A 24054-nucleotide genomic window follows, 5' to 3' on the forward strand; every position below is an offset into this window, starting at 1 on the left:
TCAGTCCCGCAGTTCGGCGGCGGTCCAGTCGGTGTGCGCGAAGCGGGCGACGGCGTCCTCCTCGAAGGAGAATCCGAGGCCGGGCGCGTCGTGCAGGACGAGCTCGCCGCCGTCCACCACCAGCTGCCGGTCCACCAGGTCGCCGAAGTTGAAGACGTCGTTGTGCGGGAAGTACTCGACGAACCGGACGTTGGAGAACGCCCCGGCCACCGGTGCGTGCACGTCGTGGAACCAGTGCGGGCAGAGCGTCACCCCGTACGACGACGCCGTGTGCGCGATCTTCTGCAGCTCGGAGATCCCGCCGCAGACCGCGGCGTCCTGCTGGAGGATGATCGCCCCGCCCTGCTCCAGCAGCTCCCGGGTGCGCCACCGGCCGGCCTCGATCTCGCCGGTCGCGATCGGGACGTCGACCCGCGCGGCCAGCCGGGCGTGGTTGGTGATGTCGTCCGGGCTGAACGGCTCCTCGACGAAGTAGGGGTCGAAACGCTCCCAGGCCCGCACCGCGCGCAGTGCGGTGGGCAGGTCCGAGAAGGCGTTGTTGGCGTCCAGCATCAGCAGCGTGTCCGGGCCGACGGCCTCCCGGGCCGCGGCGAGCCGGTCGAGCTCGCCGCGGTGGTCCAGCCGGCCGATCTTCATCTTCACCGCGGTGAACCCGGCCTCGACGTAGCCGGCGAGCTCCCGGGCGAGCCCGTCCGGGCCCTTGCCGTCGAGGTAGTAGCCGCCGCTGGCATACGCCGGGACACGGTCGGCGTGCCCGCCCAGCAGCTTGTGCAGCGGCAGGCCCGCCTCGCGGGCCTTGGCGTCCCACAGCGCGATGTCGATCGCCGACAGGGCGCGCATCACCGAGCCGGTCCGGCCGTGCAGCAGCGCCTCCTGGTACATCCGGTTCCAGAGTCGCTCGATGTCGGCGCAGTCCTCACCGACGAGCAGCGGGCCGAGCAGATCCCGTACCGCGATGGTCGACAGCTCGGCTGCGGCGTGACCGGGGTAGCAGAACCCGATCCCCGAGACGCCCTGCTCGGTGGTGATCCGGACCAGCGTGTACTCGCGGCGGGTGACCGTGCGGCTCGAGAAGCCGACCGGCGCCGGCAGCGGGACCGACGTGGTGAGGGTGGTGACCGACTTGATGATGCTCATCTGAACTCCGGTGTCCGTTCCGTCTGGCTCGATCGGACGCTAGGAGCGGCCAGGAGATCGCACCAGGCGATGTTCTCCATACAAATCATCGGGATCATCGATATTGTCGGGCGCATGGAGATCCGGGAGCTGGAGATCTTCCTGGCGGTCGTCGACGCGGGAAGCTTCCAGTCGGCCGCGGAGCGCTCGTTCTGCTCGCAGTCGACCGTGTCGGAGACGGTCCGCTCGCTGGAGCGCTCGCTCGGTGTCGAGCTGTTCGACCGTGGCCACCGTCCGGCCCGGCTGACCGGTCCCGGCGAGATCCTGGCCGGGGACGCCCGGCGCATGATCACCCTCGCCGCGGAGCTGCGGGACCGGGTGCGGGCCGACTCGGACGTGATCACCGGCAGCGTGCGGGTGGGCACGTACTCGAGTGCGACGACGAACTTCCTCGCCGAGCTGCTGCCCCGGTTCCGGGCCGACCACCCGCTGGTCGAGGTCAAGCTCGTCGAGATGGGCGGCACCGACCTGCCGGTCGCGGCGGAGAACGGCCAGCTCGACTGCTTCCTGCGACAGACGACGCCGCCACTGCCCGAGGCGCGCTTCCGGGCCCATCCGCTGTGGCGGGAGCCGTTCCAGGCCGTCGTCACGCCCGGCCATCCGCTGGCCGCGCGGCCCGGGCCGGTTCGCCGGGCCGAGCTGGCCGGCGCCGCGCTGATCGTCACCGGACGGTTCCTGCCCGGCGGCCTGCTGGCCCACCCGTTCTGGTCGTCGATGGGGACGACGAACATCGCCTACGAGGTCAGCCACCCGCACTCGCTCGTCGCGCTGGTGCGCGCCGGCCTGGGCGTCGGGGTGTCGACCCTGCTGGGGCTGCGCACCGCGGGCACCGACGGGCTGCACGTGACCGTGGTGGACGACCCGATCGCGGTCCGCGACGTGGCGCTGTTCGTGCCGTGCCTGACGCCGCCGTCGCGCCAGGCGAAGATCTTCATCGACTACGCGGCCGGCTTCCCCGTCCCGCCCGGCTGCACCGTCCTGGGGGCAGGGGCACCGTCACATTGATTGAACAACTCATCAGATGTTGTAGTGCGCTGTGCTCCCCACGCTCCGCCGCCGGTTGCCGGTCGTCGCGCTCGCCCTGGTCCTCGCCGGATGCGGCGCCGCCCCCGGGGGAGGTGACGGTCCCGACCTGGACGGCGAGCTGGCGGTGGCGCTGCAGTTCCCGCCCCGTTCGGACTACGCCTTCGACGCCGACGACGGCGCCCGTCTCCAGTCGCTCGGCGCCGTCGAGACCCTGACCACGGTGGACGACGAGGCCCGTCCCGCCCCGCTGCTGGCGACGCAGTGGGAGCAGGACGGCGACGCCTGGCGGTTCACCCTCCGGCCGGACGTCACCTTCCACGACGGGACCCCGCTGACCCCGGACGCCGTGGTCACCGCCCTGAGCTACGTGGCCGGCGTCGAGGCACCCCCGCGAGCGATCGCCGACATCGGGTTCGCGATCGAGGCCGACGGGCCCGACGCCGTCCGGATCACCACGACCGAGCCGGACCCGGTGATGCCGCTGCGCCTGTCCAGCGGCAACCTCGGGATCCTCGCCCCGGCCGCCTACGCCGGCGGCGGTGCTCCGGACTACCTGCGCAGCGGCACCGGACCGCTGGTGCTGACCGAGGTCGACGGGGCCGCGTCGGCGCAGCTCACCCGGTTCGACGGCTACTGGGGCGAGCCGGCCGGCGCCGCCCGGGTCACGGTCCGCTACGTCGAGGACCCGCAGGCCCGCGCGCTCGCCGTGCAGGCCGGCGACGTCCAGTTCGCCGAGGGACTGCCCGGGGCACAGCTCGAGCAGGTCCGCTCGGCCGGCGCCGAGGTGATCGAGTACGCGGGGGCCCGGACGGTCCCGCTGCAGCTGAACCAGTCCGCGGAGCCGTTCTCCGACGTGCGGGTCCGGCGGGCCGTGACCGCGGCGATCGACCGGCCGGTGCTGGCCGGCCAGGTGCTCGCCGGCGGTGCGGCGCCCGCCGCCGACCTGTTCGGCACCGCGGTGCCGTGGGGCGCGACCGCCCCGCCTCCGGGTGCCGACGTCGAGCAGGCCCGGCGACTGCTCACCGAGGCCGGCTACGGCCCGGAGAACCCCCTGACGGTGCGGCTGTGGACGTTCCCGAACCGGCCGGAGCTGCCGACCCTGGCCAACGCGATCCAGGCGATGCTCGCCGAGGCCGGGGTGCGGGTCGAGGTGACCGTCGGCAGCTACGAGGCCCAGGAGCCCGACGTGCTGGCCGGGGACTACGACATGTTCCTCAACTCGCGCAGCTACCTCTCCGACTTCCCGGACGCCGCGAGCACCCTGACCTCGGACTACACCTGCGACGGCAGCTACGCGATCGACCAGTACTGCGACCCGGACTACGACGCGCTGATCGCGGAGCTCAACCGCACCGCCGATCCCGAGCAGCGGCAGCGGATGTTCACCGAGGCCGCCGGCCTGCTCACCGAGGACGCGGTGGGCGTCATGCTGGTGCACCCGCTCAACACCGCCGTACTGCGCGGCGCCACCGGGTTCGTCCCCGACCCGCTGCAGATCCGCCCGGTCCTGCCGCAGCTGACGCCCACGGGGTGATCCGCCTGCTGCTCCGGCGGCTGCTCGTCGTCCCGCCGGTCCTGCTCGCCGCCTCGGTGCTGGTGTTCGTACTGCCCAGGACGACGGGCGTGGACCCGGCCCGCGCGCTGTTGCGCGCGCGCACCGCCGACGCGGTGCCGGACCCGGCCACCGAGGCACGGGTGCGGGCGGAACTGGGCCTGGACGACGGCGTCGTGGAGCAGTACCTGCGCTGGGTCGGCACCGTGCTGCGCGGCGACCTCGGCCTCGGCTACGTGTCCCGGACCCCGGTGGCCGAGCAGGTCGGCGACGCGGCGGCGGTGTCCGGCCTGCTCGCCCTGCTCGCGCTCGCGGTGGCGGCCGCGGCGGGGATCCCGGCCGGGGTGTACGCCGCGCGCCGCCCCGGCGGGCTGCTGGACCGGTTCCTCGGCGGTGCGACGGTGGCCGGCGTCGCGGTGCCGGAGTTCGTGCTCGCGCCGTGGCTGGTGCTGGTCTTCGCGGTCGGGCTCGGTGCGCTGCCCGCCGTCGGTTGGGGCGGGCCGGAGCACCTCGTGCTGCCCGTGCTGACCCTGGCGGCCTATCCGGGGGCGCTGGCCGCACAGCTGGTCCGGGTGGAGACGGCCGGGGCGCTCGCCCGCCCGCACGCCCGCGCCGCACGGGCGCGCGGACTGGGGGAGCAGGCGGTGCTGTGGCGGCACGGCGCCCGGCTCGCGACGACGTCGGTGACGGCGCTGTCCGGGATGCTGGTCGCCGGGCTGCTCGGCGGGTCCGTCGTGGTCGAGGTGGTCTTCGGGATCCCCGGCCTCGGACGGACGCTGCACCAGGCCGTCACGGCGCAGGACCTGCCGGTGATCCAGGCCGGGACGCTGCTGGTGGTGACGGTCGCGGTGCTCGCGGGCGTGCTCGTCGAGGTGCTCGCCGTCTCGCTGGACCCGGTGCAGCGCACGGCGGAGGGAGTGCGGTGAGGGCGGGCCGGCGGGCGGCGGGCGCTGCGCCCCGGACGGCGGTCACGCCACCGGCGGTGGCCGGCACGGTGCGGATCGGGACCGCCGCCGCCATCGTCGTCGTCGCGCTGGTCCTGCTCATCGGGCCGCTGCTGCTGCCCGAGCCCGACCGCGCGGACTTCGCCGACCTGCTCGCCGGGCCGTCGTCGTCGCACCCGCTGGGAACCGACCAGCTGGGCCGCGACGTGCTCGCGCGGCTGGTCCACGGTGGACGGCTGACGATCGGGCTGAGCCTGTTCGCCGTGCTGGCCACCGGCGTAGCCGGGGTGGCGGTGGGCATGCTCGCCGCCGCGACCGGTGGCCCCGGACGGCTGCTCATGCGGCTCGTCGACGTGCTCGCGGCGATCCCGGTGGTCCTGTTCGGACTCGTCGCGGCGGTGGCACTCGGACCCGGCACGGCGTCGTTGCTGGTCGCGGTCACCGCGATCGCCTGGACGCCGTTCGCCCGGCAGACCTTCCTGCTCGTGCGCGCCGAACGGGGCCGCGACTACGTGACGGCGGCCGTGGCGCTCGGGGCCGGGCCGGTCCGGGTGCTGGTCCACCACGTCGGCCGCAACCTCGTCCCGCCGCTCGCGGCGCACGCCTGCGTGCGGTTCGCGAGCACGCTGCTGACCGTGTCCGGGCTCTCGTTCCTCGGTCTCGGGATCCAGCCGCCGACCGCCGAGTGGGGCGCGATGGTGGCCGAGGGCCGTGAGTACCTGTTCACCGCGCCCCATGTGGTGCTCGTGCCCTCGGTCGCGGTGGTCCTGACCGCCGGGACGGCCCTGTCGTGGGGACGCCGGTGGGACCGGACCGGTCCCTGGTGATCAGGCAGCCCGGTTCTCGACGTCCAGCGGCGGGCCGAGCTCGGGGAACCAGCGGAAGGCCTCCGGTCGCCGCTCCCACTCGCAGCCGGCGCACTCCTGGCCGTCGTGCGGGTGCTCCTCCATGACGCCTCCTCGGGACAACTGCAAGCAATGTGCAACAGGGCCGGGCGGGTGTCGACCCTCCGGACGGAGAGGGCAGGGTGCGGGCATGACCGGAGTCGCGGAGCTGTTGACCGATCACCTGGCCGACCCGGGGACGGGGTGGAGCATGGGTGCCCCCGGCGCGATCGCCGAGTTCGTCCGGCTCGCCGACGAGCCCGCGGAGACCGGTCCGGGCACCGTCCTGACGGACCGCGGCGGCATCCGCCTGACGTCACCGGAGGGGCTGCGGCCGGTCGCCTACCGGACCCCGGTCGGTCCGGGCGATCACTGGAACCACGCCGTGGCGCTGTGTCTGCCGGTCACCGGGGCCCGCCGGGCGACCCGGACCGCCGTCACCGTCCTCGGGCCCGATGGCGAGGCGCTGCGCGCGGCCGACCGGGAGGCCGTGCTCGTCGACCTGGGCCTCGGGACGTCCACCGTGGACGTCTGCGTACGGACCGCGGACCCGGAGCTGCTCGCCGTGCTGCGCGCCGCCGAGGGCGGGCCGCTCGACGGGGCACTGACCGCGACCCTGGTGGCGGCCGGCCCGCACCGGGTGTTCACGACGGCGGTCGGCCGGGTCGAGGTCCACGCCGCGATCCCCGCACCGGACGGCCGCTCCCCGGACGGACCGCACACCCACCTGCTGCCGGACATCCTCCGGTCCGGGCGCACGCACGCCGCCACCGTCCCGGTCCCGGACGGTTACCTGCCCTGCGCGCACCTCTACCCGGCGCACCCGCTGACAGACCTCGCAGGGCGTCCGCGTCCCTTCGACCCGGCCCGGCTCGCCGCGTTCGACCGGCTGCTCGAGCGTTTCGGGGATCCGGACCAGCAGGCCGTCACCGCCGAGGTGACCCGGGCCGTCGTCGCGGGCGAGGAGCCGGGACCGCGGCCGTCGGGTCCGGCCGGGCGGGCGGCGCAGGCCGTCGCGCTCCGGGTGCTGGCCCACACCGGTGCCGACCCCGGCGTGCTCGCCGCCTGGCGGGGCCGGGCCGCCCCGGAGCCGGACCTGCTCGACCCGGCTGGCGACCGCAACGCCGGGTGATCACCGGCGATCACTCGATGTCGGCGTATCCCTCGTGGCCGCCTGTGCGCCGGTGCTCCACGCCGTCGAGCACCAGGGCGACCTTGTCCAGCACGTGCGCCCGCGGGGCGTTCATGATCGCAGCCACCGACCCGCGCAGCGGCTCCTCGAGCGTCGCGAGGTAGGTCCGCGCGGGTCCGGTGAGCTCGCCGTGCCCGTCGTTCACCCAGTGGGTCTGGTGCACGCCGTCGGCGACGATGTCGAGCACCGCGTCCGCCACCCGGGTGGCCGCGCCGAGCCCGAACCCGGCCGCGCGCAGCACCGCGATGATCCGCTGCATCCGGTCGGCCGCGACAGCGCCGAGATCGGAGTCGAGATCCCGGACCAGGGCGGCGTGCCGCAGCAGCGTGTCGAAGCTCAGCGCCGCCTCGGCCTCCAGGAAGGCCCGCCACCCGCCATCCACACGAGACAGCGGCGTGCGAGCGAGGACCAGGGCGACGGCCGCGGTGGCGATCTCGTCGAGGCCGCCCACGTAGCGGTACAGCGTGCCCGGGGCGACCCCGAGCCGGTCGGCCACCGCCGCCACGGACAGCCGGTCGACCCCGACCGCGACGGCGGCCTCCACGATCTCGTCCCGGGTCAGCCGCGGCTTGGGCCCCGGCCGTCGCCCGGCCCGCGCGTCCGGTGTCGTCGGCACCTGCGAACCGTACGTCACGAGGATTGCGAATCACGTTCATGGATAGCTAAGGTTTACCTAATTCGACGACGGGAGTCCGCGTGTCCGCGACCACCGAGACCCGCGCGCCGGTGCCGGCGACCGAGCCGGAACCGGCCGATCCGAGGGCCCGCGGCCGGGCCGAGGCCGCAGCGCTGGCCGAGCTGTGCCGCCCGGTCGCCGGCACCCTGCGGCTCGCCCGGGTGCTCGGTGGGATCGGTGCCGTCGCCGGGCTGGTCCCGTTCGTCGCGCTGGCCGGGCTGGCGGGCACGCTGCTCGAACCGGGGCCGGTCGACCGAGGTGCCGTCCTCGGCGCGGTCTGGCTGATCGTCGCCGGGCTCGGTGCCCGGGGCGCCATCACCGGCGCCGGGCTCGCACTGACCCATCTCGCCGACGTCCGGCTGCAGGCCGACCTGCGCCGCCGGATGGTCGCCCACCTCGGCCGGGTCCCGCTCGGCTGGTTCTCCGAACGCTCCTCCGGGGTGGTCCGCAAGAGCGCCCAGGACGACGTGCACGACCTCCACCAGGCCGTCGCGCACCATCCCGTCGAGTGGGTCGCGGCCTGGACGCTGCCGATCGCCGGTGTCGGCTACCTGGCCTGGCTGGACTGGCGGCTCGCGCTGCTCGCACTGGTCACGCTGCCGTGCTACGCGGCGGCATACGCGTGGATGATGCGCGGGTACACCGAGAAGGTCGACCAGATGAACGCCGGCAACGCCCGGATCAGCTCGGCCGTCGTCGAGTTCGTCTCCGGCATCGCGGTGGTCAAGACCTTCGGCCAGGCCCGCCGGGCGCACCGCGGCTACGCCGACGCGGCCCGGGACTTCGGCCGGTTCTACGCCGAGTGGGTCCGCCCGATGCTGCAGGTCGAGGCGTTCGCGACGATGGCGATCTCGGCACCGGTGGTGCTGCTGGCCTCCTGCGCCGGGGTGGCCTGGTTCGTCGGCGCCGGCTGGGTGACCCCGGTCGAGGCGATGACCGGGATCCTGGTCGCGATGGTCGTGCCGACGACCGTCACCGCGCTCGGGTTCGGGGCGTCGAACCGGCGGACGGCCGCTGCGGCCGCCCTCCGCATCCAGGCGCTGCTGGCCACCCCGGTGCTGCCGGTCCCGGCCGGACCGCGCGAGCCCGCCGGGCACCGGGTGGAGCTCGCCGGGGTCCGGTTCGCCTACGCCGACGGCTCCGAGGTGATCCGGGGCGTCGACCTCGACTGTCCGGAGGGGACGGTCACCGCGCTGGTCGGGCCGTCCGGGGCCGGCAAGACGACGCTGGCCACGCTCGTCGCGCGGTTCCACGACGTCACCGCCGGTTCCGTACGCATCGGCGGGGTGGACGTCCGCGAGATCGACCCGGCCGTGCTCTACCGGCACGTCGGGTTCGTGCTGCAGGACGTCGCGCTGCTGCACGGCACCGTCGCCGGGAACGTCCGGCTCGGCCGGCCCGACGCGAGCGACGGCGAGCTGCACGCGGCCTGCCGGGCGGCCCGGATCCACGACCGGGTCCTCGACCTCCCGCGTGGCTACGACTCGGTCGTCGGCGAGGACGCATTGCTCTCGGGCGGGGAGGCCCAGCGCGTCTCGATCGCCCGCGCGCTGCTGGCCGACACGCCCGTCCTCGTACTCGACGAGGCGACCGCGTTCGCCGATCCGGAGTCCGAGGCCGAGATCCAGGACGCGCTGTCCGTGCTCGCCCGCGGCCGCACCGTGCTCGTCGTCGCCCACCGGCTCTCGACCATCACGGGCGCCGACCGGATCGCCGTCGTCGACGACGGCCGGATCGTCGAGTCCGGCACCCACACGGCGTTGCTCGACACGGCGTTGTCCGGTGCCGCCGGCCGCTACGCGGCGATGTGGGCCGCCCACCGGACGGGGGACGACCGATGATCGCCGACCTGCTGCTGATCCTCGGGCCCGCGCACCGCGGCCGGCTGTACCGCTACCTGGCCTGGGTGATCGCGTTCGGCGTCCTGCAGGGGGTCGCGACGGTGCTGCTGGTGCCGTTCCTCGAGGCCCTGCTCGCCGGGGACACGGCCGGGGCGTGGGCCTGGACCGGGGTGCTGCTGGTCGCGGTCGCGGCCGCGTGCGTGGTCTACCACGTGCAGGCCATGCGCGGGTTCGCCGTCGCGCTGGTCGTGCTGGAGACGATGCACGCCCGGCTCGGCGACCACGTGTCGTCGCTGCCGCTGGGCTGGTTCTCCGGCGAGCGGGTGGGCCGGCTGTCCCGGCTGGTCACCGGCGGCACGATGATGGTCGCCGGCCTGTTCGCGCACCTCATGACGCCGCTGGTGGTCGCGATCGCGACCCCGGCGACGATCGTGCTGGCGATGCTGCTGTTCGACTGGCGGCTCGCGCTCGCGACGCTGGTCTGCGTCCCGCTGCTGTACCTGGCCTTCACCCGCGCCGCCCGCTGGGTGGGCCGGGGCGACGAGCTGGACGACGCCGCCGCCGTCGTCGCCGGGAACCGGGTCGTCGAGTTCGCCCGCACCCAGCGGGTGCTGCGTGCCTTCGGGCGCGGCACCGCCGGCCACCCGCCGTTGGAGGAGGCGATCGCCGCGCAGCAGCGGGCCGGGCGCCGGTCCGTGTGGCTGGCCACCGCGGGGATCGTGGCCGGCGGGTTCGCCGTCCAGGTCGCGTTCAGTGCGCTGATCCTCACCGGCGCCTACCTCGCGCTGGGCGGCGCGCTGGACCCGGTCCGGATGGTCGCGCTGGTCGCGCTGGCCGCCCGGTTCACCGGCCCGCTGGCCGAGGTCGGGGACCACGCCGGCGTCGTCCGGATCGCGCGCAACGACCTGCGCCGGCTGGTCGCGGTGCTCTCCGAGCCGCCGCTGCCCGAACCCGCCGCGTCGGCTCCGCGCCCGGCACCGGGGACGGTCGAGCTGGACCGGGTGACGTTCGGCTACGACCCGGACACGCCCCTCCTGCGCGAGGTGTCGCTGACGATCCCGCCCCGCTCGACGCTGGCCCTGGTCGGTGCCTCGGGGTCCGGCAAGACCACTGTGACCCGGCTGATCGCCCGGTTCGCCGACACCGGGTCCGGCACCGTCCGGGTCGGCGGGGCCGACGTCCGCGACCAGACCACCGAGGACCTCATGGCCCAGCTCGCGCTGGTGTTCCAGGACGTCTACCTGTTCGACGGCACCCTCGAGGAGAACGTCCGTCTCGGCCGGCCCGGGGCGAGCGCGACGGAGCTCGCCGAGGCGGCCCGGCTGGCCGGGGTCACGGAGATCGTCGAGCGGCTGCCCGACGGCTGGGCGACCCGGGTCGGTGAGGGCGGCACCTCGCTGTCGGGCGGGGAACGCCAGCGGGTCTCGATCGCCCGCGCGCTGCTCAAGGACGCCGACGTGGTGCTGCTGGACGAGGCCACCGCCGCGCTGGACCCGGAGAACGAGCGGGTGTTCACCGACTCCATGCGGGCGCTGGCCCGGCGCTCGACGGTGCTGGTGATCGCGCACCGGCTGGACACCGTGACCGCCGCCGACCGGATCGTCGTGCTCGACGGCGGCCGGGTCGTCGAGCAGGGCACCCACGACGAGCTCCTGGCCCGCGGCGGGCGCTACGCCGCGTTCCGGGAGACCCGCCGCCGCGCCCGCGGCTGGCGGCTGAGGGCGACCGCCGAGGAGGCGATGTGAGCCAGGAACTGCCCGGGTACGCGGTGTGCCGGGTCACCGGTGTCGAGCCGCTGACCCCGCGGATGCGCCGGATCACTCTCGAATCCGACGACCTGGTCGGAGTCGTCGAGGTGGCGCCGGACCAGCAGGTGAAGCTGTTCTTCGCCCGGGACGGCGGGATCCCCGAGATCCCGCCGCCGCCGGAGGACGGGAGCGGTGTCGCCGGCTGGTACGCCCGCTACCTCGCCGTGCCGGAGGACCGGCGGCCGTGGATGCGGTCCTACACGGTCCGCGCGCTCGCCGCCGCCGCCGGCCGGATGACGGTGGACTTCGTGGTGCACCCCGACTCCGGGCACGGCGGTCCGGCGAGCCGGTGGGCGGCCCGGGCGGGGATCGGCGACGTCGTCGGCGTGCTGGGGCCCGCGATCGCCGGGTACCGGATGCCGTCGGACGAACCGGTCCGGCTGCTGGTGGGTGACGAGACGGCGCTGCCCGCGATCGGGGCGATCCTGGAGACGCTGCCGGCCGGGATGTGCGCCGTGGCGGTCGTCGAGGTGTCCGGGCCCGCCGAGGAGCAGACGCTCGCCTCCGCGGCCGGGGTGGACGTGCACTGGGTGCACCGCGGGACCGGTGTGCTGCTCGAGGCCGTCCGCGAGGTGCGGCTCCCGGACGGGCCGGTGTTCGCCTGGGTCGCCGGCGAGGCGTCCGCGGTGCGGGCGGTGCGCCGGCACCTGGTCGACGAGCGTGGGATCGATCGGGGGGCCGTCGCCTTCACCGGGTACTGGCGCCGTGAGCTCACCCAGGACGACGCCCCGACCGAGCAGGACGTGGCGGACGCGACCGAGCAGGCCCACGGGTGATCTCTCCCATCGGTTCTGCTGAGCCTGGCTCTTGATGAGGGAAGCTGACTTCCTGGGTTGGTCCGTCGGGGTCGAACGAGAGGGGACTGTCGAGATGTCCGAACGGCGGAGGGGACGCCTCGTGGCGGCGCTGCTCGCGGGGGCACTGGCGCTGGCCGGCTGCTCGGCAGGCGGTGGGGGCGCCGCTGGGTCCGATGTGGATTCGGGGACCCGCACCATCACCACCGACCGCGGCGAACTCGAGGTCCCCGCCGACCCGCAGCGCATCGTGGTGCTGTCCGGCGGCCTCGCCGGCTACCTCTACGCCCTCGACGTCCCGCCGGTCGCGACGGACACCCGGGTCCTGGGCGTCACGAACTTCGACGGCGGGTTCCCGCCCGCCTGGGCCGAGCCGGCGCAGGCCGCGGGTACCGAGCAGCTCCCGGCGGGTGAGCAGCTGAGCATCGAGGCGGTCGCCGCGGCCGAACCCGACCTGATCATCGGCGGGGGTCAGGGGATCACCGCCGTGCAGGCCGAGGAGGCATACGACCGGCTCGCCGGGATCGCGCCGACCGTGCTCGTCCCGCGCACGCTGACCGCCTGGCAGGACCAGCTCGACGCCGTCGCCGACGCGACGAACGCGACCGACCGGGTGCCCGGCCTGATCGAGCGGTATCAGAACCGGGTCGCCGAGGTCCGCACGGCGATCACCCCGCCCGACGGCGAGGTCGTCTACATCGGATCGTTCTCCTCGCCCACGAACTACCTCGTCCCGTCCGACGCGGCGTTGCCCGCGCTGGTCGGCGAGGTCGGGATCACGGCGGTCGACGTCGTGTCCCGGGTCCCGGACGCCCGGCTGGCCAGCACCGGCGACGCGATGGAGATCAGCCCGGAGCTGCTGGGCGGGGTGGCGGACGCGCCGAACGCGATCGTCGTCAACGCCGGTGGGCGAGGGCTGGACGAGCTGCGCCGCGACCCGGCGTACGCCCAGCTCCCGTCCTTCCGGGCCGGCACCGTGTGGGAGCTCCCGGCCACCAGCTACCGGCCCGACTTCGACGGCGCGATGGACACCCTGGACCGGATCGAGGCGATCTTCGGGGCGGGGACCGGATGAGGGGCGGCGCCGACCGCGGCGACGTGGCGGGGAACCTCGCGCTCGCCTACGCGAAGGAGACCGGGGCGACGAAGGTCCCCTACCCGATCCGGCTGCGCGAGCTGGAGGTCCTGCGGACCGAGCCGGTCGGGCCGTCGCTGGTCCGGCTCACCCTGGGCGGGCCGGGGCTGGACGGGTTCCACAGCCACTGCGACGAGGAGCACGTCCGGCTGGTGTTCCCGGACGACGAGGGCGTGCTGCGGCTGCCCGTGCCCGACGGCGACATGCTGAACTGGCCGCGGCCGCGCCCGGTCTCGCGCGAGTACACCGTGCGCCGGTACGACCCGGACGCCGGTGAGCTGGACATCGACCTGGTGCTGCACCCGGGCGGGCTCGCCTCGGAGTGGGCGCGGTCCGTCGCGCCGGGCGCCCGGGTGCCGGTGGCCGGCCCGCCCGGCGGGCTCGCCGTCCCGCACGGTTACGACCGCTACCTGCTCGCGGGGGACCTCTCGGCACTGCCCGCCATCGCGCGGCTGCTGGAGCGGTTACCGGCGGACGCCCGGGGATGGGCGTTCGTCGAGGTCGCCGACGCCTCCGAGGAGATCCCGCTGATCGCGCCGGACGGCGTCAAGGTCACATGGGTGCACCGTGGCGGCGCCGAGCCGGGCGTCTCGGACGCGCTCGAGCGCGTGGTGACCGTGCTCCGCCCGCCGGACGGTGAGCGCGTCTTCGCCTGGGTGGCCGGGGAGACGACGGCGATCAAGCCCCTGCGCGGCTGGCTGCGCGACGAACTGGGGATCGGCGCCGAGGACCGGGACGTGACCGGCTACTGGAGACGCGGCGTCACCGACTTCGACGACGACCACGAGCACTGAGCTCGGGAGTACACCATCCGGAACGGATCGACGCTCCGCTGGTCCGGGCCGCGTTCGTGCTGGTGCTCGGCACGTTCATGGCTACACTGGACGCGACGATCGTCGCGGTCGGCGTCAGCACGCTGGCCGCCGAGTTCGACGCGACCCCGGTCGAGGTCCAGTGGGTGAGCACCGGCTACCTGCTCGCCGTCGTCGCGGCCGTCCCGGCGTCCGGCTGGCTGGTCGACCGGTTCGGCGGCCGCCGGGTCTGGATCGCCGCCGTGCTGTGCTTCGTCGGCGCGTCCCTGCTCTGCGCGCTGGCCTGGTCGCTGACCTCGCTGGTGGCGTTCCGGGTGCTGCAGGGCCTGGCCGGCGGGCTGCTCCCGCCGACCGGGCAGGCGGTGCTCGCCCGGCTCGCCGGACCGGCCCGGATCGGGCGGGTGATCAGCATCGTCGCGGTCGTCCCGCTGCTCTCGCCGGTCCTCGGCCCGCTGGCCGGCGGGGCGATCCTCGGGGTGGCTCCCTGGCCGTGGCTGTTCTGGGTGAACCTGCCGATCGGGATCGGCGCCGCCGTCGCGGCGCTGCTGCTGGTGCCGCGCGGTGACGCCCCGGCCCGCGGCACCGCGTTCGACCTGCGCGGCGCGCTGCTGCTCTCCCCGGGGCTGGCGCTGCTCGTGCTGGGGCTGACCGAGGTCGAACGGACCGGCGGCGCGCTGCCCGGGGTGCCGATGAGCCTGGCCGGGGCGGCGATGCTGGTGCTGTTCGTCGTGCACGGCCTGCGCACCCGCGGCACCCCGCTGATCGACCCGCGGCTGTTCGCGCGCAGCCCGTTCGGCCCGGCCGCGCTCGCCCTGGTGATCCTCGGGCTCTCGGTGTTCGGGGCGACGTTCCTGCTCCCGCTCTACCTGCAGACCGGACGCGGGCTCGACGCCTGGGAGACCGGCCTGCTGCTCGCGCCGCAGGGACTCGGCGCGCTGCTCGGGTCGGTGCTGGTCAGCAGGCTCGTCGACCGGGTCACCCCGCGGCGGCTGGTGCTGACCGGGATCGGGATGGTCGCGCTCGGCACGGTGGTGTTCACCCAGCTGCACCGCGACCCGTCGGACGCGCTGGTCACCGCGTCGCTGCTGGTCCGCGGCGCGGGCGGGGCGCTGATCGGCGCGCCGGTGATGGCCCTGGTCTACCGCACGATGGCGAAGGAGATGATCCCGCGCGCGGCGAGCGCGCTGAACCTGCTCAGCACCGTCGGCGGTTCCGTCGGGACCGCGCTGGTCGCGGTGATCCTGCAGTCCCGGCTCGCTGCGCTCGGGGACGGGGACGGGGGCGCAGCGCTCGCGTTCGGGCAGACGTTCTGGTGGGTGCTGGGCTTCTGCCTGCTCGCCCTGGCCGGGGCGAGCAGGCTGCCCGCGGTCAGCCCTGCTCGCCCAGGATCCGGTCCAGCTCGGTGAGGACCGCCTCGCCCTGGCCGTAGTGGGCGACGTAGTAGTTCGGCAGCGGGTAGAGGCGGCCCGCCGTGACGGCCGGGAGCGCCTGGAACGTCGGGGCGTCGAGCATCCGCCGGGTGTTGCCCTGGATCCCGCCGTCGGTGTCGGCGTGGTGCAGCAGGATGTCGCAGTCGTCGAGCACCCCGAGGTCCTCGTACGAGACCTCCTCGGACGCGCCCGGCTTCCCCTCGGCGATCGCCGGCATCCGGGCGCCGATCGCGCCGAGCACCACCCCGCCCCAGGAGTCGGGCAGGTCGACCTGCGCGATCCCGGGCGCGCCGCCGCGGACCAGCCCGATCCGGATCCTGCCGAGCAGGTCGCGGTGCCGCTCGCCGATCTCGCGGGCCCGCTGCTCGTAGCGGTCGCGCAACGCCTCGGCCTCCGGCCCGCGTCCGACGACCTCGGCGGCCCGGACCGCACGTTGCTGCCAGGTCCCCGGGGCGCCGTCGGCCGGCAGCATGAGTGTCGGCGCGACACCGGACAGGCGTTCCGGCAGGTCCTCGGGCAGCGCCGGGGTCAGCGTGCCGAGGATCAGGTCCGGCTCCTGCGCGGCGATCGCCTCCAACGAGGGTTCCTGTGCCCGCCCGACCTTGGGGATCGCGTCGTAGGCGGCCTGCAGGCTCGGCAGCACGCCACCGGTCGCGGCCTCCACGGTCGCGACGACCGTCACGCCGACGTCGAGCAAGGCGTAGGTCGTGTAGAAGTCGGTCGCCACGATCCGCTCCGGCGAGACCGGGACCTCGACCGGGCCGAACGCGCCCTCCTCGGTGCGCGTCTCCTGCTCCGGGGCGGTGCCGCCGGTCGTGCCGCACCCGCCGAGGACCAGTGTCGCGGCCGCGCCCGCGGTCAGGCCCAACAGGGTCCGGCGGTCCAGCGGTCCGGCGGCGGCCTCGGGTTCGATGAGGAACGGCATCGGATGAGTAAAGCGAGGCTAACCTTCTGAATCAAGGGGTCGGCCGGTCATCCGCACGGTCCACCGGCCGGGTCCGCCGCGGAGGTCGGTCACCGTCAGCGGGGCCGCGTCCACCCGCCAGATCCCGGACGGCGGTGCCCCGATCGCGAGCACCACGGCGGCCCGCGCGACCGCCGGTCCGACGACGGCCAGGGTGTGCCCGACGGGCAGGGTGTCGAGCCGGCTCCGCAGCCGGTCGAGCAGGTCCACCAGCGACTCGCCGCCGTGCGGCGCGGCGGACGGGTCGGACAGCCAGGTGGCGACGGCGTCCGGCTCGGCCGCGGCGACGTCGTCCAGCCGCTGCCCGGCCCAGCGTCCGGGGTCCGGGTCGCGCAGCGCGGGGTCCGGCTCGGCGGTCAGGCCGAGCGCCGCGCATGTTCCGGCGCAGGCCCGGTCCGGGGACCGGAGGTGATGTACGGCACGCGGGAGCCGGCCCTGCAGGCGGGTCGCGTGGGCGGTTCCGTACCGGTCGAGCGGTTCGTCCGCCGGGAACGTGGCATCCCGGGTGCTCGCCGTCGCCGCGTGCACCAGCAGGGTGAGATGGTGACCGGCCGGCGTCACTTGACCGGCCGGTGACCGGGGATCACCATTCGTCCGTGCATCTGTTCAGGTGTACACGTCCGTGATCGAGGAGTCGTCATGACCCACGCCGTACCGGTGCCGGTCGCCGGGGCCGCGCCCGCACCCATCCCGTTGCGGGAGATCGCGCCCTGGGCCCTGTTCGCCGGGGTGGTCGTGCTCGTGCTGCTCTATCTGGTCGGGTTCGACCAGGGGGTGACCACGCTGATCCCCGGCGAGATGGTCCACGAGTTCATCCACGACGGCCGGCACCTGCTCGGCTTCCCCTGTCACTGATGTCGCGGCCACTGAGTCGGGGAGGGGCGAGATGGTGAGGTCACTGCTGGTCCGCGGGATGGTCGCGGGCCTGATCGCCGGGCTGGTCGCGTTCGTGTTCGCCCGGGTCGTCGGCGAGCCCGCGCTGGACGGCGGGATCGCCTACGAGGACGCGATGGCGGCCGCGTCCGGGGCGCACGAGCACGAGGAGCTGGTGAGCCGCGGGGTACAGGCAGGCATCGGGCTCGGCGTCGCCTACGTCGTCTACGGCGTCGCGATCGGCGGGATCGTCGCCCTCGCGTTCGCCGTCGCGCGCGGGCGGCTCGGCCCGCTCGGCGCCCGCGGCACCGCGGTCGTGGTCACGCTCCTCGGCTTCGTCTCGGCGATCCTGGTGCCGCTGTTCCAGTACCCGGCCAACCCGCCCGCCTCCACCGAGGACGACACGATCGGCTCGCGGACCGGGTTCTACCTGCTGTTCGTGCTGGTCTCGGTGGCCGTCGCGGTGGCGGCGGTGGTGCTGGCCCGGCGGCTCGCCGAGCGCGCCGGCTGGTGGAACGCGGTGCTCGCCGCGACCGCCGGCTACGTGGTCGTGATGCTCATCGTGGCGGCGCTGCTCCCCGCGGTGGTCGAGACCCCGGCGGACTTCCCGGCCGCGGTGCTCTACGACTTCCGGATCGCCGCGCTCGGCGGGCACCTGGTGCTGTGGGGTGTGCTGGCCGCGGTGTTCGGGACCCTGGCCGGCGAGCGCGACCGGGTCGCGGGGCGGGACCGCGCGGCCGTCGGGTGACGTGATCTTCCGAACTCTCGCCGCGTGAGGTGTGGCGCGGCACCCGGTCTTCACATATGAACATCTCGTCAGATGACGATGCTCCTCGTGGAGGTCCCGTGCCCGCCCGCTCCCTCCGCCGCCTGATCCCGGTCGCGCTGCTCGCCGCCGGCGCCCTGCTCGCGGCGTGCGGCGGCCCACCCGCCCCGGAGGTGGCCGGCGACGCCGAGGGTGCCGTCACCGAGGTCAACTGCGGTATCCCGGTGGAGGTCCCTGCCCCGCCGGAGCGGATCTACGCTCTCTACCAGCCGGCGATCGAGACCGTCCACGCGCTCGGGCTCTCCGACCGGCTGGTCGGCACGGCGTATCTCGACGCGCCGGTGCTGGAGGAGTTCACGACGGCCCAGGAAGGGCTGCCCTACATCCCCGACCTGCCGAGCCGCGAGGCACTCCTCGCCGCGGAGCCCGAGTTCGTGATCTCCGGCTACAACAACGCGTTCGCCTCGACCGGCGCCGAGACGGTCAGCACCCGGGCCGACCTGACCGCGCTCGGCGTCCGGAGCTGGATCAACGCACCGCTCTGCCCGTCCGAGGACGGCCTGTCCGACGAGGCCATCGACCCCGGGCAGGTCTCGATGGACACCGTCTACGACGACCTGACCTCGCTGGGCCGGTTGCTCGGCGCGCAGGAGCGTTCCGAGGAGCTCGTCGCCGACCTGCGGGCCCGGGTCACGGCGGTCGAGGAGCGGGTGGCCGACCTGCCGCGCCCGCGGGTCGCGATCCTGCTGAACGACGACGACGGCAGCTACCGGGTCGCCTCGGGTATCGACTTCGGGACGAAGGTGCTCGAGATGGCCGGTGCCGAGAACGCGTTCGCCGACCTCGATGCGCGCCGGCACGTCCCGGTGTCGAAGGAGGAGCTGATCGCCCGCGACCCGGACTTCATCCTGACCTCCACCTGCTGTGACCCGGCGACCACCGAGGCGGACGGCGCCGCCGACGTCGCGACGATCACCGGGGACCCGGCGCTGTCCGGCAGCACCGCGGTGCGCGAGGGCCGGGTCTTCCCGTTCCTGTTCGCCGACCGCGCGGCCGGGGTGCGTGCCCCGTACGCGGCGGAGCGGGTCGCGGACCTGGTCCACCCCGAGTGAAGACGGCTGCCCCGGCGCGGTCGCGTGCGGCCGCGCCGTGGGCGCTGCCGGCGGCCACGGTCGTGGTGCTGGCCGGGGTGGTGCTGTCGATGAAGGTCGGCGCCCGGCCGCTGGCCTGGTCCGAGCTCGCCGACGGGCTGCTGCGGTTCTCCGCTACGCAGTCCGACATCGTCGTCCGGCACGTGCGGCTGCCGCGCACGATCGCCGGGCTGATCGCCGGGGCGTGCCTGGGGATCGCGGGGGCCGTCGCGCAGGGCATCACCCGCAACCCGCTGGCCGGACCGGGCACGCTCGGGGTGAACGCCGGCGCCGCCGGGGCGATGATCGCCGTCATCTCGCTGGCCGGGGTCGGCTCGCTGACCGGGTACGTCTGGTTCGGATTCGCCGGCGGTGCGCTCGCCGCGCTGCTGGTCTACGCGATCGGCGGGTCCGGGCGGGACGGGGTGACGCCGGTCAAGCTCGCGCTCGCCGGGGCGGCGACGTCGGCGCTGATCACCGCGGTGACGTCGGCGTTCGTGCTGCTGGACCGGGACCTGTTCGCCCGGTACCGGTTCTGGGTCATCGGATCGCTGGCCCGGGCCGACCTGCCGACCGTCGGGCAGGCGGTGCCGTTCGCCGTCGCCGGGGTGGTGCTCGCGGTGCTGCTGGTCCGGCGGCTGGACGCGGTCGCGCTCGGCGAGGACGCCTCCCGCAGTCTCGGCGCCCGGCCCGGTCTCACCCGCGGGACCGGGCTGGCCGCGGTCGTCGTCCTGGCCGGGACGGCGACCGCGGTGGCCGGGCCGGTCGCCTTCGTCGGGCTGGTCGCGCCGCACGCGGCACGGGCGCTCGTCGGGATCGCGCACCACCGGGTGCTGCCGCTCTCCGCGCTGCTCGCGGCCGGGTTGGTGCTGCTGGCCGACGTCGCGGGCCGGGTGGTGGTCGCCCCGGAGGAGGTCCACATCGGAGTGACCGCCGCGTTGCTCGGCGGGCCGGTGTTCCTGTACCTGGTGCGGACCCGCACGGTGGCCGCGCTGTGAGCGCGCAGCTGGTGCTGCGCCGCGGCCCGGTCTCGGCCCGGTGGTCCGTGCGTGGCCTGGCCCTCGGTGCGACGGTCTGGGCCGGGGCCGTCGCGGTCGCGCTCTGGGCGATCACGCTCGGCGAGTACCCGGTACCGCTTCCCGCCGTCCTGGAGACGCTCGCCGGGAACGGCACCCTGATCACCTACGACGTCGTCGTCACCCACCGGCTCCCGCGCGCCCTGACCGGGGTGCTGGTCGGAGCGGCGTTCGGCGCCGCCGGCGCGGTGCTGCAGCGGCTCGCACATAACCCGCTGGTCAGTCCGGACGTCATCGGCATCAACGCGGGCGCCTCGGCCGGTGCGGTCGTGATGATCCTCGGGTTCGGCGCCTCGGCCGCCTGGGTCACCGGCGGCGCGCTCGCCGGCGCCGCGGTCGCCGCCGCGGCGGTGTACACGGTCGCCTACCGGAACGGGTTCGCCGGCTACCGGCTGGTGCTGGTCGGGATCGGGGTCGCGGCGATGTCGTCGGCGGCGGCGACGTTCATGCTCGGCCGGGCCGACGTCAACGCCGCCTACCAGGCCACCGTCTGGATGGTCGGCAGTCTCCGGGGCCGGTCCTGGCCGGACGTCGTGCCGGTCGGCGTCGCGCTGTGCGTGCTGCTGCCGCTCGTGCTCGTTCTGGTGCGACGGCTCGGCGTCCTCGAGCTGGGCGACGACCTCGCCCGTGCGCTGTCGCCCCGGATCGGGCGGGCCCGGGTGGCGCTGCTGGCCGGCGCGGTCGGGCTGTCGGCGGCGGCCGTCGCCTCTGCCGGGCCGGTCGGGTTCGTCGCGCTGGTCGCGCCGCAGATCGTCCGGCGGGTGCTGCGCGAGCGCAGCCCGGGGCTACTCGCCTCGGCCGGGACCGGCGCGCTCGTCGTGGTGACCGCTGACCTGGTCGCGCGGACCGCGTTCACGCCCCGCGAGCTGCCCGTCGGGATCCTCACGGCGCTCGTCGGGGCGCCCGTCCTCATCGCGCTGCTGGTGCGCGCCCATCGGATCGGAGCGAGCGGATGACCCTGACCGGCGAGAACCTGCGGCTGGGCTACGGGGCCGAGCGGACGGTCGTCGACGGCCAGTCCGTCACGCTCCCGGCCGGGCGGATCACCGTGATCGTCGGCCCGAACGCCTGCGGCAAGTCGACGCTGCTGCGCGGGCTCGCCGGCCTCATGAAGCCCGACGCCGGACGGGTGCTGCTCGACGGCGGCGAGCTGCGGCGGCTCCCGGCCACCGAGGTCGCCCGCCGGATCGGTGTGCTGCCCCAGCAGCCGACCGCACCGGACGGGATCACCGTCGCCGACCTGGTCGGACGGGGCCGGCACCCGCACCAGCGCTGGTTCCGGCAGTGGTCGGCCGACGACGAGGCCGCTGTCGAGAGCGCGCTCTCCGCGACCGGGCTGGACGGGCTCGCGGACCGCCCGGTCGCCGAGCTGTCCGGCGGGCAGCGGCAGCGGGCCTGGATCGCGCTGGTGCTCGCACAGGGCCCGGGCACCATGCTGCTCGACGAGCCGACGACGTTCCTCGACCTCGCCCATCAGCTCGACGTGCTGGAGCTGCTGCGCGGCATCAACGCCGACGACGGCCGCACGGTCGTGATGGTGCTGCACGACCTGGAGCTCGCGGCCCGCTACGCGCACCACCTGATCGCGATGTCCGGCGGGCGGATCGTCGCCGAGGGCGACCCGTGCTCCGTGGTCACCGAGGAGCTCGTGTCGACCGTGTTCGGGGTGGACGCGCTGGTCACGGCCGATCCGCTGACGGGCACGCCGCTGGTGCTACCCCGGCCACGCCCGCGATGACCCCTCACGGGCGGATGGCGCCCCACTTCTGCTCGATCCGGCCGAACCGCCAGACGGCGAGCGCGACGATCCAGGCGAGCAGGAACAGCGCGACGATCCCGTAGCCGACGTAGTCCAGCGGGATGTCCGCGATCGCCGCCAGGGGCCCGGACTCGATCCCGGTCTGGTCGACCAGCACGCCGTCCAGCTCGATGGTGCCGATGACCAGAGCGACGGCCACGGACAGCGCGGTGATCGTGATGTTGTAGTAGACCTTGCGGACCGGTCGGGCGAACGCCCAGCCGTAGGCGAAGTTCATGACGACGCCGTCGACCGTGTCGAGCAGGCTCATCCCCGCCGCGAACAGGATCGGCAGCACCAGGATCGCGTAGAACGGCAGCGCGAACGCCGCGGCGCCACCGGCCAGCACCAGCAGGCCGACCTCGGTCGCGGTGTCGAAACCCAGTCCGAACAGGACACCGACCGGGTAGATGTGCCAGGGCGCCCGGATCGAGGTCGCCAGCCCGCCGAGGACACGGTTCACGAACCCGCGCCGGTCGAGCTGCGCCTCCAGCTCGGCCTCGTCGAACTCGCCCCGGCGCATCTTCCGGAACACCCGCACGATGCCGATCAGGACCGCGAGGTTCAGCAGCCCGATCAGCCAGAGGAACACCCCGGACACCGAGGATCCGATGGTGCCGGTGACCACGTGCAGCGTCGAGCTGTCGTTCTCCAGCGGGCCGACCAGCGCCCGCACGCCGATCGCCAGCAGGACGGTCAGGACGAACACGACCGTCGAGTGGCCCAGGGAGAACCAGAAGCCGACCGACAGCGGCTTCCGGCCACCACGGGCGAGCAGGGTCCGGGTGGTGTTGTCGATCGCCGCGATGTGGTCGGCGTCGAACGCGTGCCGCATGCCGAGCGTGTAGGCCAGCACGCCGAGACCGACGCCGTAGATCCCGCTCGAGCCGAGGTCGTAGTGTGCGGGCGCGACCACGAGGATCAGCACGCCGAACCCGACGAGGTGCAGCAGCGCGACGACGCCGAACATGCCGGACAGCGACCGGCGGTCGTGCCGGTCCAGGGCGGCGGAGATCCGTGTCCGGGTGGTGGCGGACGGGTTCGGAACGGCCATGGCACGACTCCCGGACGGGTGCGACGGGGTGTCGCCCGGGCGGGCGACAGGAACTGTGTCGCACATGGCCGACCGTTTGTTCCACCACGAAACCGCAGGTGCCAGGTTCTGGCGACGGGTGCGACGCGGTGTCCGGTACGTCCCCTCACCTTTCGATGAGGTCGCCCCGGTCAGCCGTAGAGGCGTTCCGCGTTCCCCCGCAGCATCGCCCGGGCCAGTTCCCCGTCCCCGCAGGCGGCGACGAGCCGGGCCAGCTCGCCCTCCCGGTCACCCCAGGGCTCGTCGCTGGCGAACAGCACCCGGTCGGCGCCGATGCCGCGCTTCTCGATCTCGGCGGCCAGCCACCGCGGCGCGAACCCGATCGCCCAGCTGGTGTCGGTGTAGACCTGCTTGCCGGCGTCGATCCAGTCGAAGAACCTGCCGCCGACCAGCTTGATGTGCCCGCTCATCCCGCCGCCGAGGTGTACCAGGTGCAGCCGGACGTCGTCGGCGTAGCGCTCGACGAGGTGCCCGACCTCGTCGACGTCCGACGCTCCGCCGGGCGAGGTGTGCACGTGCACCGTCAGGTCGTGCTCGCGGGCGGTGGCGAAGATCCGGTCGAGCTGCGGGAGGCAGTCCGGGTCCGACGCCCGCCCGCCCAGCAGGAAGCTGATCTTGAGGATCCGGACGCCCGGTTCGCCGGCGAGGGCGAGTGCGGCGGCGGTCCCGTCGGCGTCCTGCGGCCGGGGCGAGGCCCAGATCCCGGCCCGGACCCGCTCGTCGGCCGCGGCGGCCTCCAGGCACAGCGGGTTGAGCGCGAACGACGGCGCCGGGTCCGGCACCCCGTAGTTCGGCATGACGACGGCCAGCTCGGTGCCCTCGGCGTCGAGGTCGCGGGACAGCTCGGCGACCGTCGCGCGGGCCGAGACGTCCGGGTTGACCGGCGGGCCGCCGTAGAACGGGTAGGACGGGAGCACCCCGAGGTGGCGGTGTGCGTCGTGCGGGACGAGAGGGGCCATCGGGCCAGTCGAGCAGAACCCGCGGTGCAGTCCGACCGCGCCGGGCGATCCGTCACCCAGGATTCACACCCGGACGTCGTCGCCGGTTCTTCGGCGCCGCGCGGGCGGTCCGGACATACCACCCG

At 74.7% G+C, this 24054-nt stretch carries 24 protein-coding genes; 17 read left to right on the top strand and 7 right to left on the bottom strand.

Features of this window, described 5'->3' with window-relative positions:
* The gene (locus tag WIS52_RS07410) at positions 1-1137 is read right to left on the bottom strand and encodes a mandelate racemase/muconate lactonizing enzyme family protein (RefSeq protein ID WP_349297393.1); all 1137 of its coding nucleotides are present in this window, start codon (positions 1135-1137) and stop codon (positions 1-3) included.
* A gap of 114 nt (positions 1138-1251) precedes the next feature.
* On the opposite strand from WIS52_RS07410, the gene WIS52_RS07415 reads away from it, so the two are divergent.
* Genes WIS52_RS07415 through WIS52_RS07430 form a run of 4 tightly spaced genes read left to right on the top strand, consistent with a single transcriptional unit; the run spans position 1252 to position 5525 of the window.
* Positions 1252-2181: a LysR family transcriptional regulator gene (locus tag WIS52_RS07415; protein ID WP_349297394.1), complete on the top strand. Its 930-nt coding sequence runs from the start codon at positions 1252-1254 to the stop codon at positions 2179-2181.
* A 31-nt stretch (positions 2182-2212) separates the two neighbouring features.
* Positions 2213-3736, top strand: a complete 1524-nt coding sequence (locus WIS52_RS07420) for an ABC transporter substrate-binding protein (RefSeq protein WP_349297395.1) — start codon at positions 2213-2215, stop codon at positions 3734-3736.
* Positions 3733-4680, top strand: a complete 948-nt coding sequence (locus WIS52_RS07425) for an ABC transporter permease (protein WP_349297396.1) — start codon at positions 3733-3735, stop codon at positions 4678-4680. Before WIS52_RS07420 ends, WIS52_RS07425 begins: the two co-directional genes overlap by 4 nt.
* Before the next feature lie 56 nt (positions 4681-4736).
* Positions 4737-5525, top strand: coding sequence for an ABC transporter permease (locus WIS52_RS07430; RefSeq protein WP_349297397.1), 789 nt, complete (start codon positions 4737-4739; stop codon positions 5523-5525).
* Here the strand turns inward: WIS52_RS07430 and WIS52_RS07435 are convergent, their stop codons facing one another.
* Entirely contained in the window at positions 5526-5648 is a 123-nt protein-coding gene (locus tag WIS52_RS07435; protein WP_349297398.1) for a hypothetical protein, read from the bottom strand. It lies immediately after the preceding gene.
* Between the two features lie 85 nt (positions 5649-5733).
* On the opposite strand from WIS52_RS07435, the gene WIS52_RS07440 reads away from it, so the two are divergent.
* The gene (locus WIS52_RS07440) at positions 5734-6714 is read left to right on the top strand and encodes a DUF6925 family protein (RefSeq protein WP_349297399.1); all 981 of its coding nucleotides are present in this window, start codon (positions 5734-5736) and stop codon (positions 6712-6714) included.
* A gap of 10 nt (positions 6715-6724) precedes the next feature.
* Here the strand turns inward: WIS52_RS07440 and WIS52_RS07445 are convergent, their stop codons facing one another.
* Positions 6725-7390 (bottom strand): TetR/AcrR family transcriptional regulator, encoded by a 666-nt coding sequence (locus tag WIS52_RS07445; protein ID WP_349297400.1) that lies wholly within the window; start codon positions 7388-7390, stop codon positions 6725-6727.
* An 80-nt stretch (positions 7391-7470) separates the two neighbouring features.
* Between WIS52_RS07445 and WIS52_RS07450 the strand changes: the two genes are divergently transcribed.
* From WIS52_RS07450 to WIS52_RS07475, 6 genes are all read left to right on the top strand, one after another.
* The gene (locus WIS52_RS07450) at positions 7471-9291 is read left to right on the top strand and encodes an ABC transporter ATP-binding protein (RefSeq protein ID WP_349297401.1); all 1821 of its coding nucleotides are present in this window, start codon (positions 7471-7473) and stop codon (positions 9289-9291) included.
* Positions 9288-11036, top strand: a complete 1749-nt coding sequence (locus WIS52_RS07455) for an ABC transporter ATP-binding protein (protein WP_349297402.1) — start codon at positions 9288-9290, stop codon at positions 11034-11036. Before WIS52_RS07450 ends, WIS52_RS07455 begins: the two co-directional genes overlap by 4 nt.
* Positions 11033-11875, top strand: coding sequence for a siderophore-interacting protein (locus WIS52_RS07460; protein ID WP_349297403.1), 843 nt, complete (start codon positions 11033-11035; stop codon positions 11873-11875). Before WIS52_RS07455 ends, WIS52_RS07460 begins: the two co-directional genes overlap by 4 nt.
* A 94-nt stretch (positions 11876-11969) precedes the next feature.
* Positions 11970-12968: an ABC transporter substrate-binding protein gene (locus WIS52_RS07465; RefSeq protein WP_349297404.1), complete on the top strand. Its 999-nt coding sequence runs from the start codon at positions 11970-11972 to the stop codon at positions 12966-12968.
* Positions 12965-13822 carry a siderophore-interacting protein gene (locus tag WIS52_RS07470; RefSeq protein WP_349297405.1) on the top strand — a complete coding sequence of 286 codons (858 nt, stop codon included), beginning with the start codon at positions 12965-12967 and terminating at the stop codon, positions 13820-13822. The genes WIS52_RS07465 and WIS52_RS07470 overlap by 4 nt, the downstream gene beginning before the upstream one ends.
* Entirely contained in the window at positions 13819-15246 is a 1428-nt protein-coding gene (locus WIS52_RS07475) for a DHA2 family efflux MFS transporter permease subunit (protein WP_349297925.1), read from the top strand. Before WIS52_RS07470 ends, WIS52_RS07475 begins: the two co-directional genes overlap by 4 nt.
* Here WIS52_RS07475 and WIS52_RS07480 read toward each other — a convergent pair.
* The gene (locus WIS52_RS07480) at positions 15209-16195 is read right to left on the bottom strand and encodes an ABC transporter substrate-binding protein (protein ID WP_349297406.1); all 987 of its coding nucleotides are present in this window, start codon (positions 16193-16195) and stop codon (positions 15209-15211) included. The two genes, WIS52_RS07475 and WIS52_RS07480, sit on opposite strands and share 38 nt — an antisense overlap.
* 18 nt (positions 16196-16213) lie before the next feature.
* A complete protein-coding gene (locus WIS52_RS07485) occupies positions 16214-16795 on the bottom strand; it encodes a histidine phosphatase family protein (RefSeq protein WP_349297407.1) in 582 nt (193 codons plus the stop codon).
* 78 nt (positions 16796-16873) lie between these two features.
* Between WIS52_RS07485 and WIS52_RS07490 the strand changes: the two genes are divergently transcribed.
* The 6 genes from WIS52_RS07490 to WIS52_RS07515 all read left to right on the top strand — a co-directional run bounded on the left by WIS52_RS07490 (position 16874) and on the right by WIS52_RS07515 (position 21817).
* On the top strand, positions 16874-17089 hold the full coding sequence (locus tag WIS52_RS07490; RefSeq protein ID WP_349297408.1) for a CbtB domain-containing protein: 216 nt from the start codon (positions 16874-16876) through the stop codon (positions 17087-17089).
* Positions 17090-17120: 31 nt separating this feature from the next.
* On the top strand, positions 17121-17855 hold the full coding sequence (locus tag WIS52_RS07495) for a CbtA family protein (protein WP_349297409.1): 735 nt from the start codon (positions 17121-17123) through the stop codon (positions 17853-17855).
* 98 nt (positions 17856-17953) lie between these two features.
* A complete protein-coding gene (locus WIS52_RS07500) occupies positions 17954-18985 on the top strand; it encodes an ABC transporter substrate-binding protein (RefSeq protein ID WP_349297410.1) in 1032 nt (343 codons plus the stop codon).
* Positions 18982-20001: a FecCD family ABC transporter permease gene (locus WIS52_RS07505; protein WP_349297411.1), complete on the top strand. Its 1020-nt coding sequence runs from the start codon at positions 18982-18984 to the stop codon at positions 19999-20001. Before WIS52_RS07500 ends, WIS52_RS07505 begins: the two co-directional genes overlap by 4 nt.
* Complete coding sequence (locus WIS52_RS07510) at positions 19998-21035, top strand: FecCD family ABC transporter permease (protein WP_349297412.1); 1038 nt, start codon at positions 19998-20000, stop codon at positions 21033-21035. The genes WIS52_RS07505 and WIS52_RS07510 overlap by 4 nt, the downstream gene beginning before the upstream one ends.
* Positions 21032-21817, top strand: a complete 786-nt coding sequence (locus WIS52_RS07515) for an ABC transporter ATP-binding protein (protein WP_349297413.1) — start codon at positions 21032-21034, stop codon at positions 21815-21817. Before WIS52_RS07510 ends, WIS52_RS07515 begins: the two co-directional genes overlap by 4 nt.
* Positions 21818-21821: 4 nt before the next feature.
* Here WIS52_RS07515 and nicT read toward each other — a convergent pair whose 3' ends face one another.
* The gene (nicT, locus tag WIS52_RS07520; RefSeq protein WP_379612138.1) at positions 21822-22931 is read right to left on the bottom strand and encodes a Nickel transporter NicT; all 1110 of its coding nucleotides are present in this window, start codon (positions 22929-22931) and stop codon (positions 21822-21824) included.
* 170 nt (positions 22932-23101) lie between these two features.
* On the bottom strand, positions 23102-23929 hold the full coding sequence (locus tag WIS52_RS07525) for an amidohydrolase family protein (protein WP_349297414.1): 828 nt from the start codon (positions 23927-23929) through the stop codon (positions 23102-23104).
* Positions 23930-24054: the final 125 nt, after the last annotated feature.

Origin of the sequence: Pseudonocardia nematodicida, assembly GCF_040105385.1 — a bacterium.
Classification (GTDB): domain Bacteria; phylum Actinomycetota; class Actinomycetes; order Mycobacteriales; family Pseudonocardiaceae; genus Pseudonocardia; species Pseudonocardia nematodicida.

Coding starts and splice junctions, on each gene's coding strand:
- WIS52_RS07410 (WP_349297393.1), bottom strand. CDS start 1,137: ATGAGCATCATCAAGTCGGTCACCACCCTCACCACGTCGGTCCCGCTG.
- WIS52_RS07415 (WP_349297394.1), top strand. CDS start 1,252: ATGGAGATCCGGGAGCTGGAGATCTTCCTGGCGGTCGTCGACGCGGGA.
- WIS52_RS07435 (WP_349297398.1), bottom strand. CDS start 5,648: ATGGAGGAGCACCCGCACGACGGCCAGGAGTGCGCCGGCTGCGAGTGG.
- WIS52_RS07440 (WP_349297399.1), top strand. CDS start 5,734: ATGACCGGAGTCGCGGAGCTGTTGACCGATCACCTGGCCGACCCGGGG.
- WIS52_RS07455 (WP_349297402.1), top strand. CDS start 9,288: ATGATCGCCGACCTGCTGCTGATCCTCGGGCCCGCGCACCGCGGCCGG.
- WIS52_RS07465 (WP_349297404.1), top strand. CDS start 11,970: ATGTCCGAACGGCGGAGGGGACGCCTCGTGGCGGCGCTGCTCGCGGGG.
- WIS52_RS07470 (WP_349297405.1), top strand. CDS start 12,965: ATGAGGGGCGGCGCCGACCGCGGCGACGTGGCGGGGAACCTCGCGCTC.
- WIS52_RS07480 (WP_349297406.1), bottom strand. CDS start 16,195: ATGCCGTTCCTCATCGAACCCGAGGCCGCCGCCGGACCGCTGGACCGC.
- WIS52_RS07490 (WP_349297408.1), top strand. CDS start 16,874: ATGACCCACGCCGTACCGGTGCCGGTCGCCGGGGCCGCGCCCGCACCC.
- WIS52_RS07495 (WP_349297409.1), top strand. CDS start 17,121: ATGGTGAGGTCACTGCTGGTCCGCGGGATGGTCGCGGGCCTGATCGCC.
- WIS52_RS07515 (WP_349297413.1), top strand. CDS start 21,032: ATGACCCTGACCGGCGAGAACCTGCGGCTGGGCTACGGGGCCGAGCGG.
- nicT (WP_379612138.1), bottom strand. CDS start 22,931: ATGGCCGTTCCGAACCCGTCCGCCACCACCCGGACACGGATCTCCGCC.
- WIS52_RS07525 (WP_349297414.1), bottom strand. CDS start 23,929: ATGGCCCCTCTCGTCCCGCACGACGCACACCGCCACCTCGGGGTGCTC.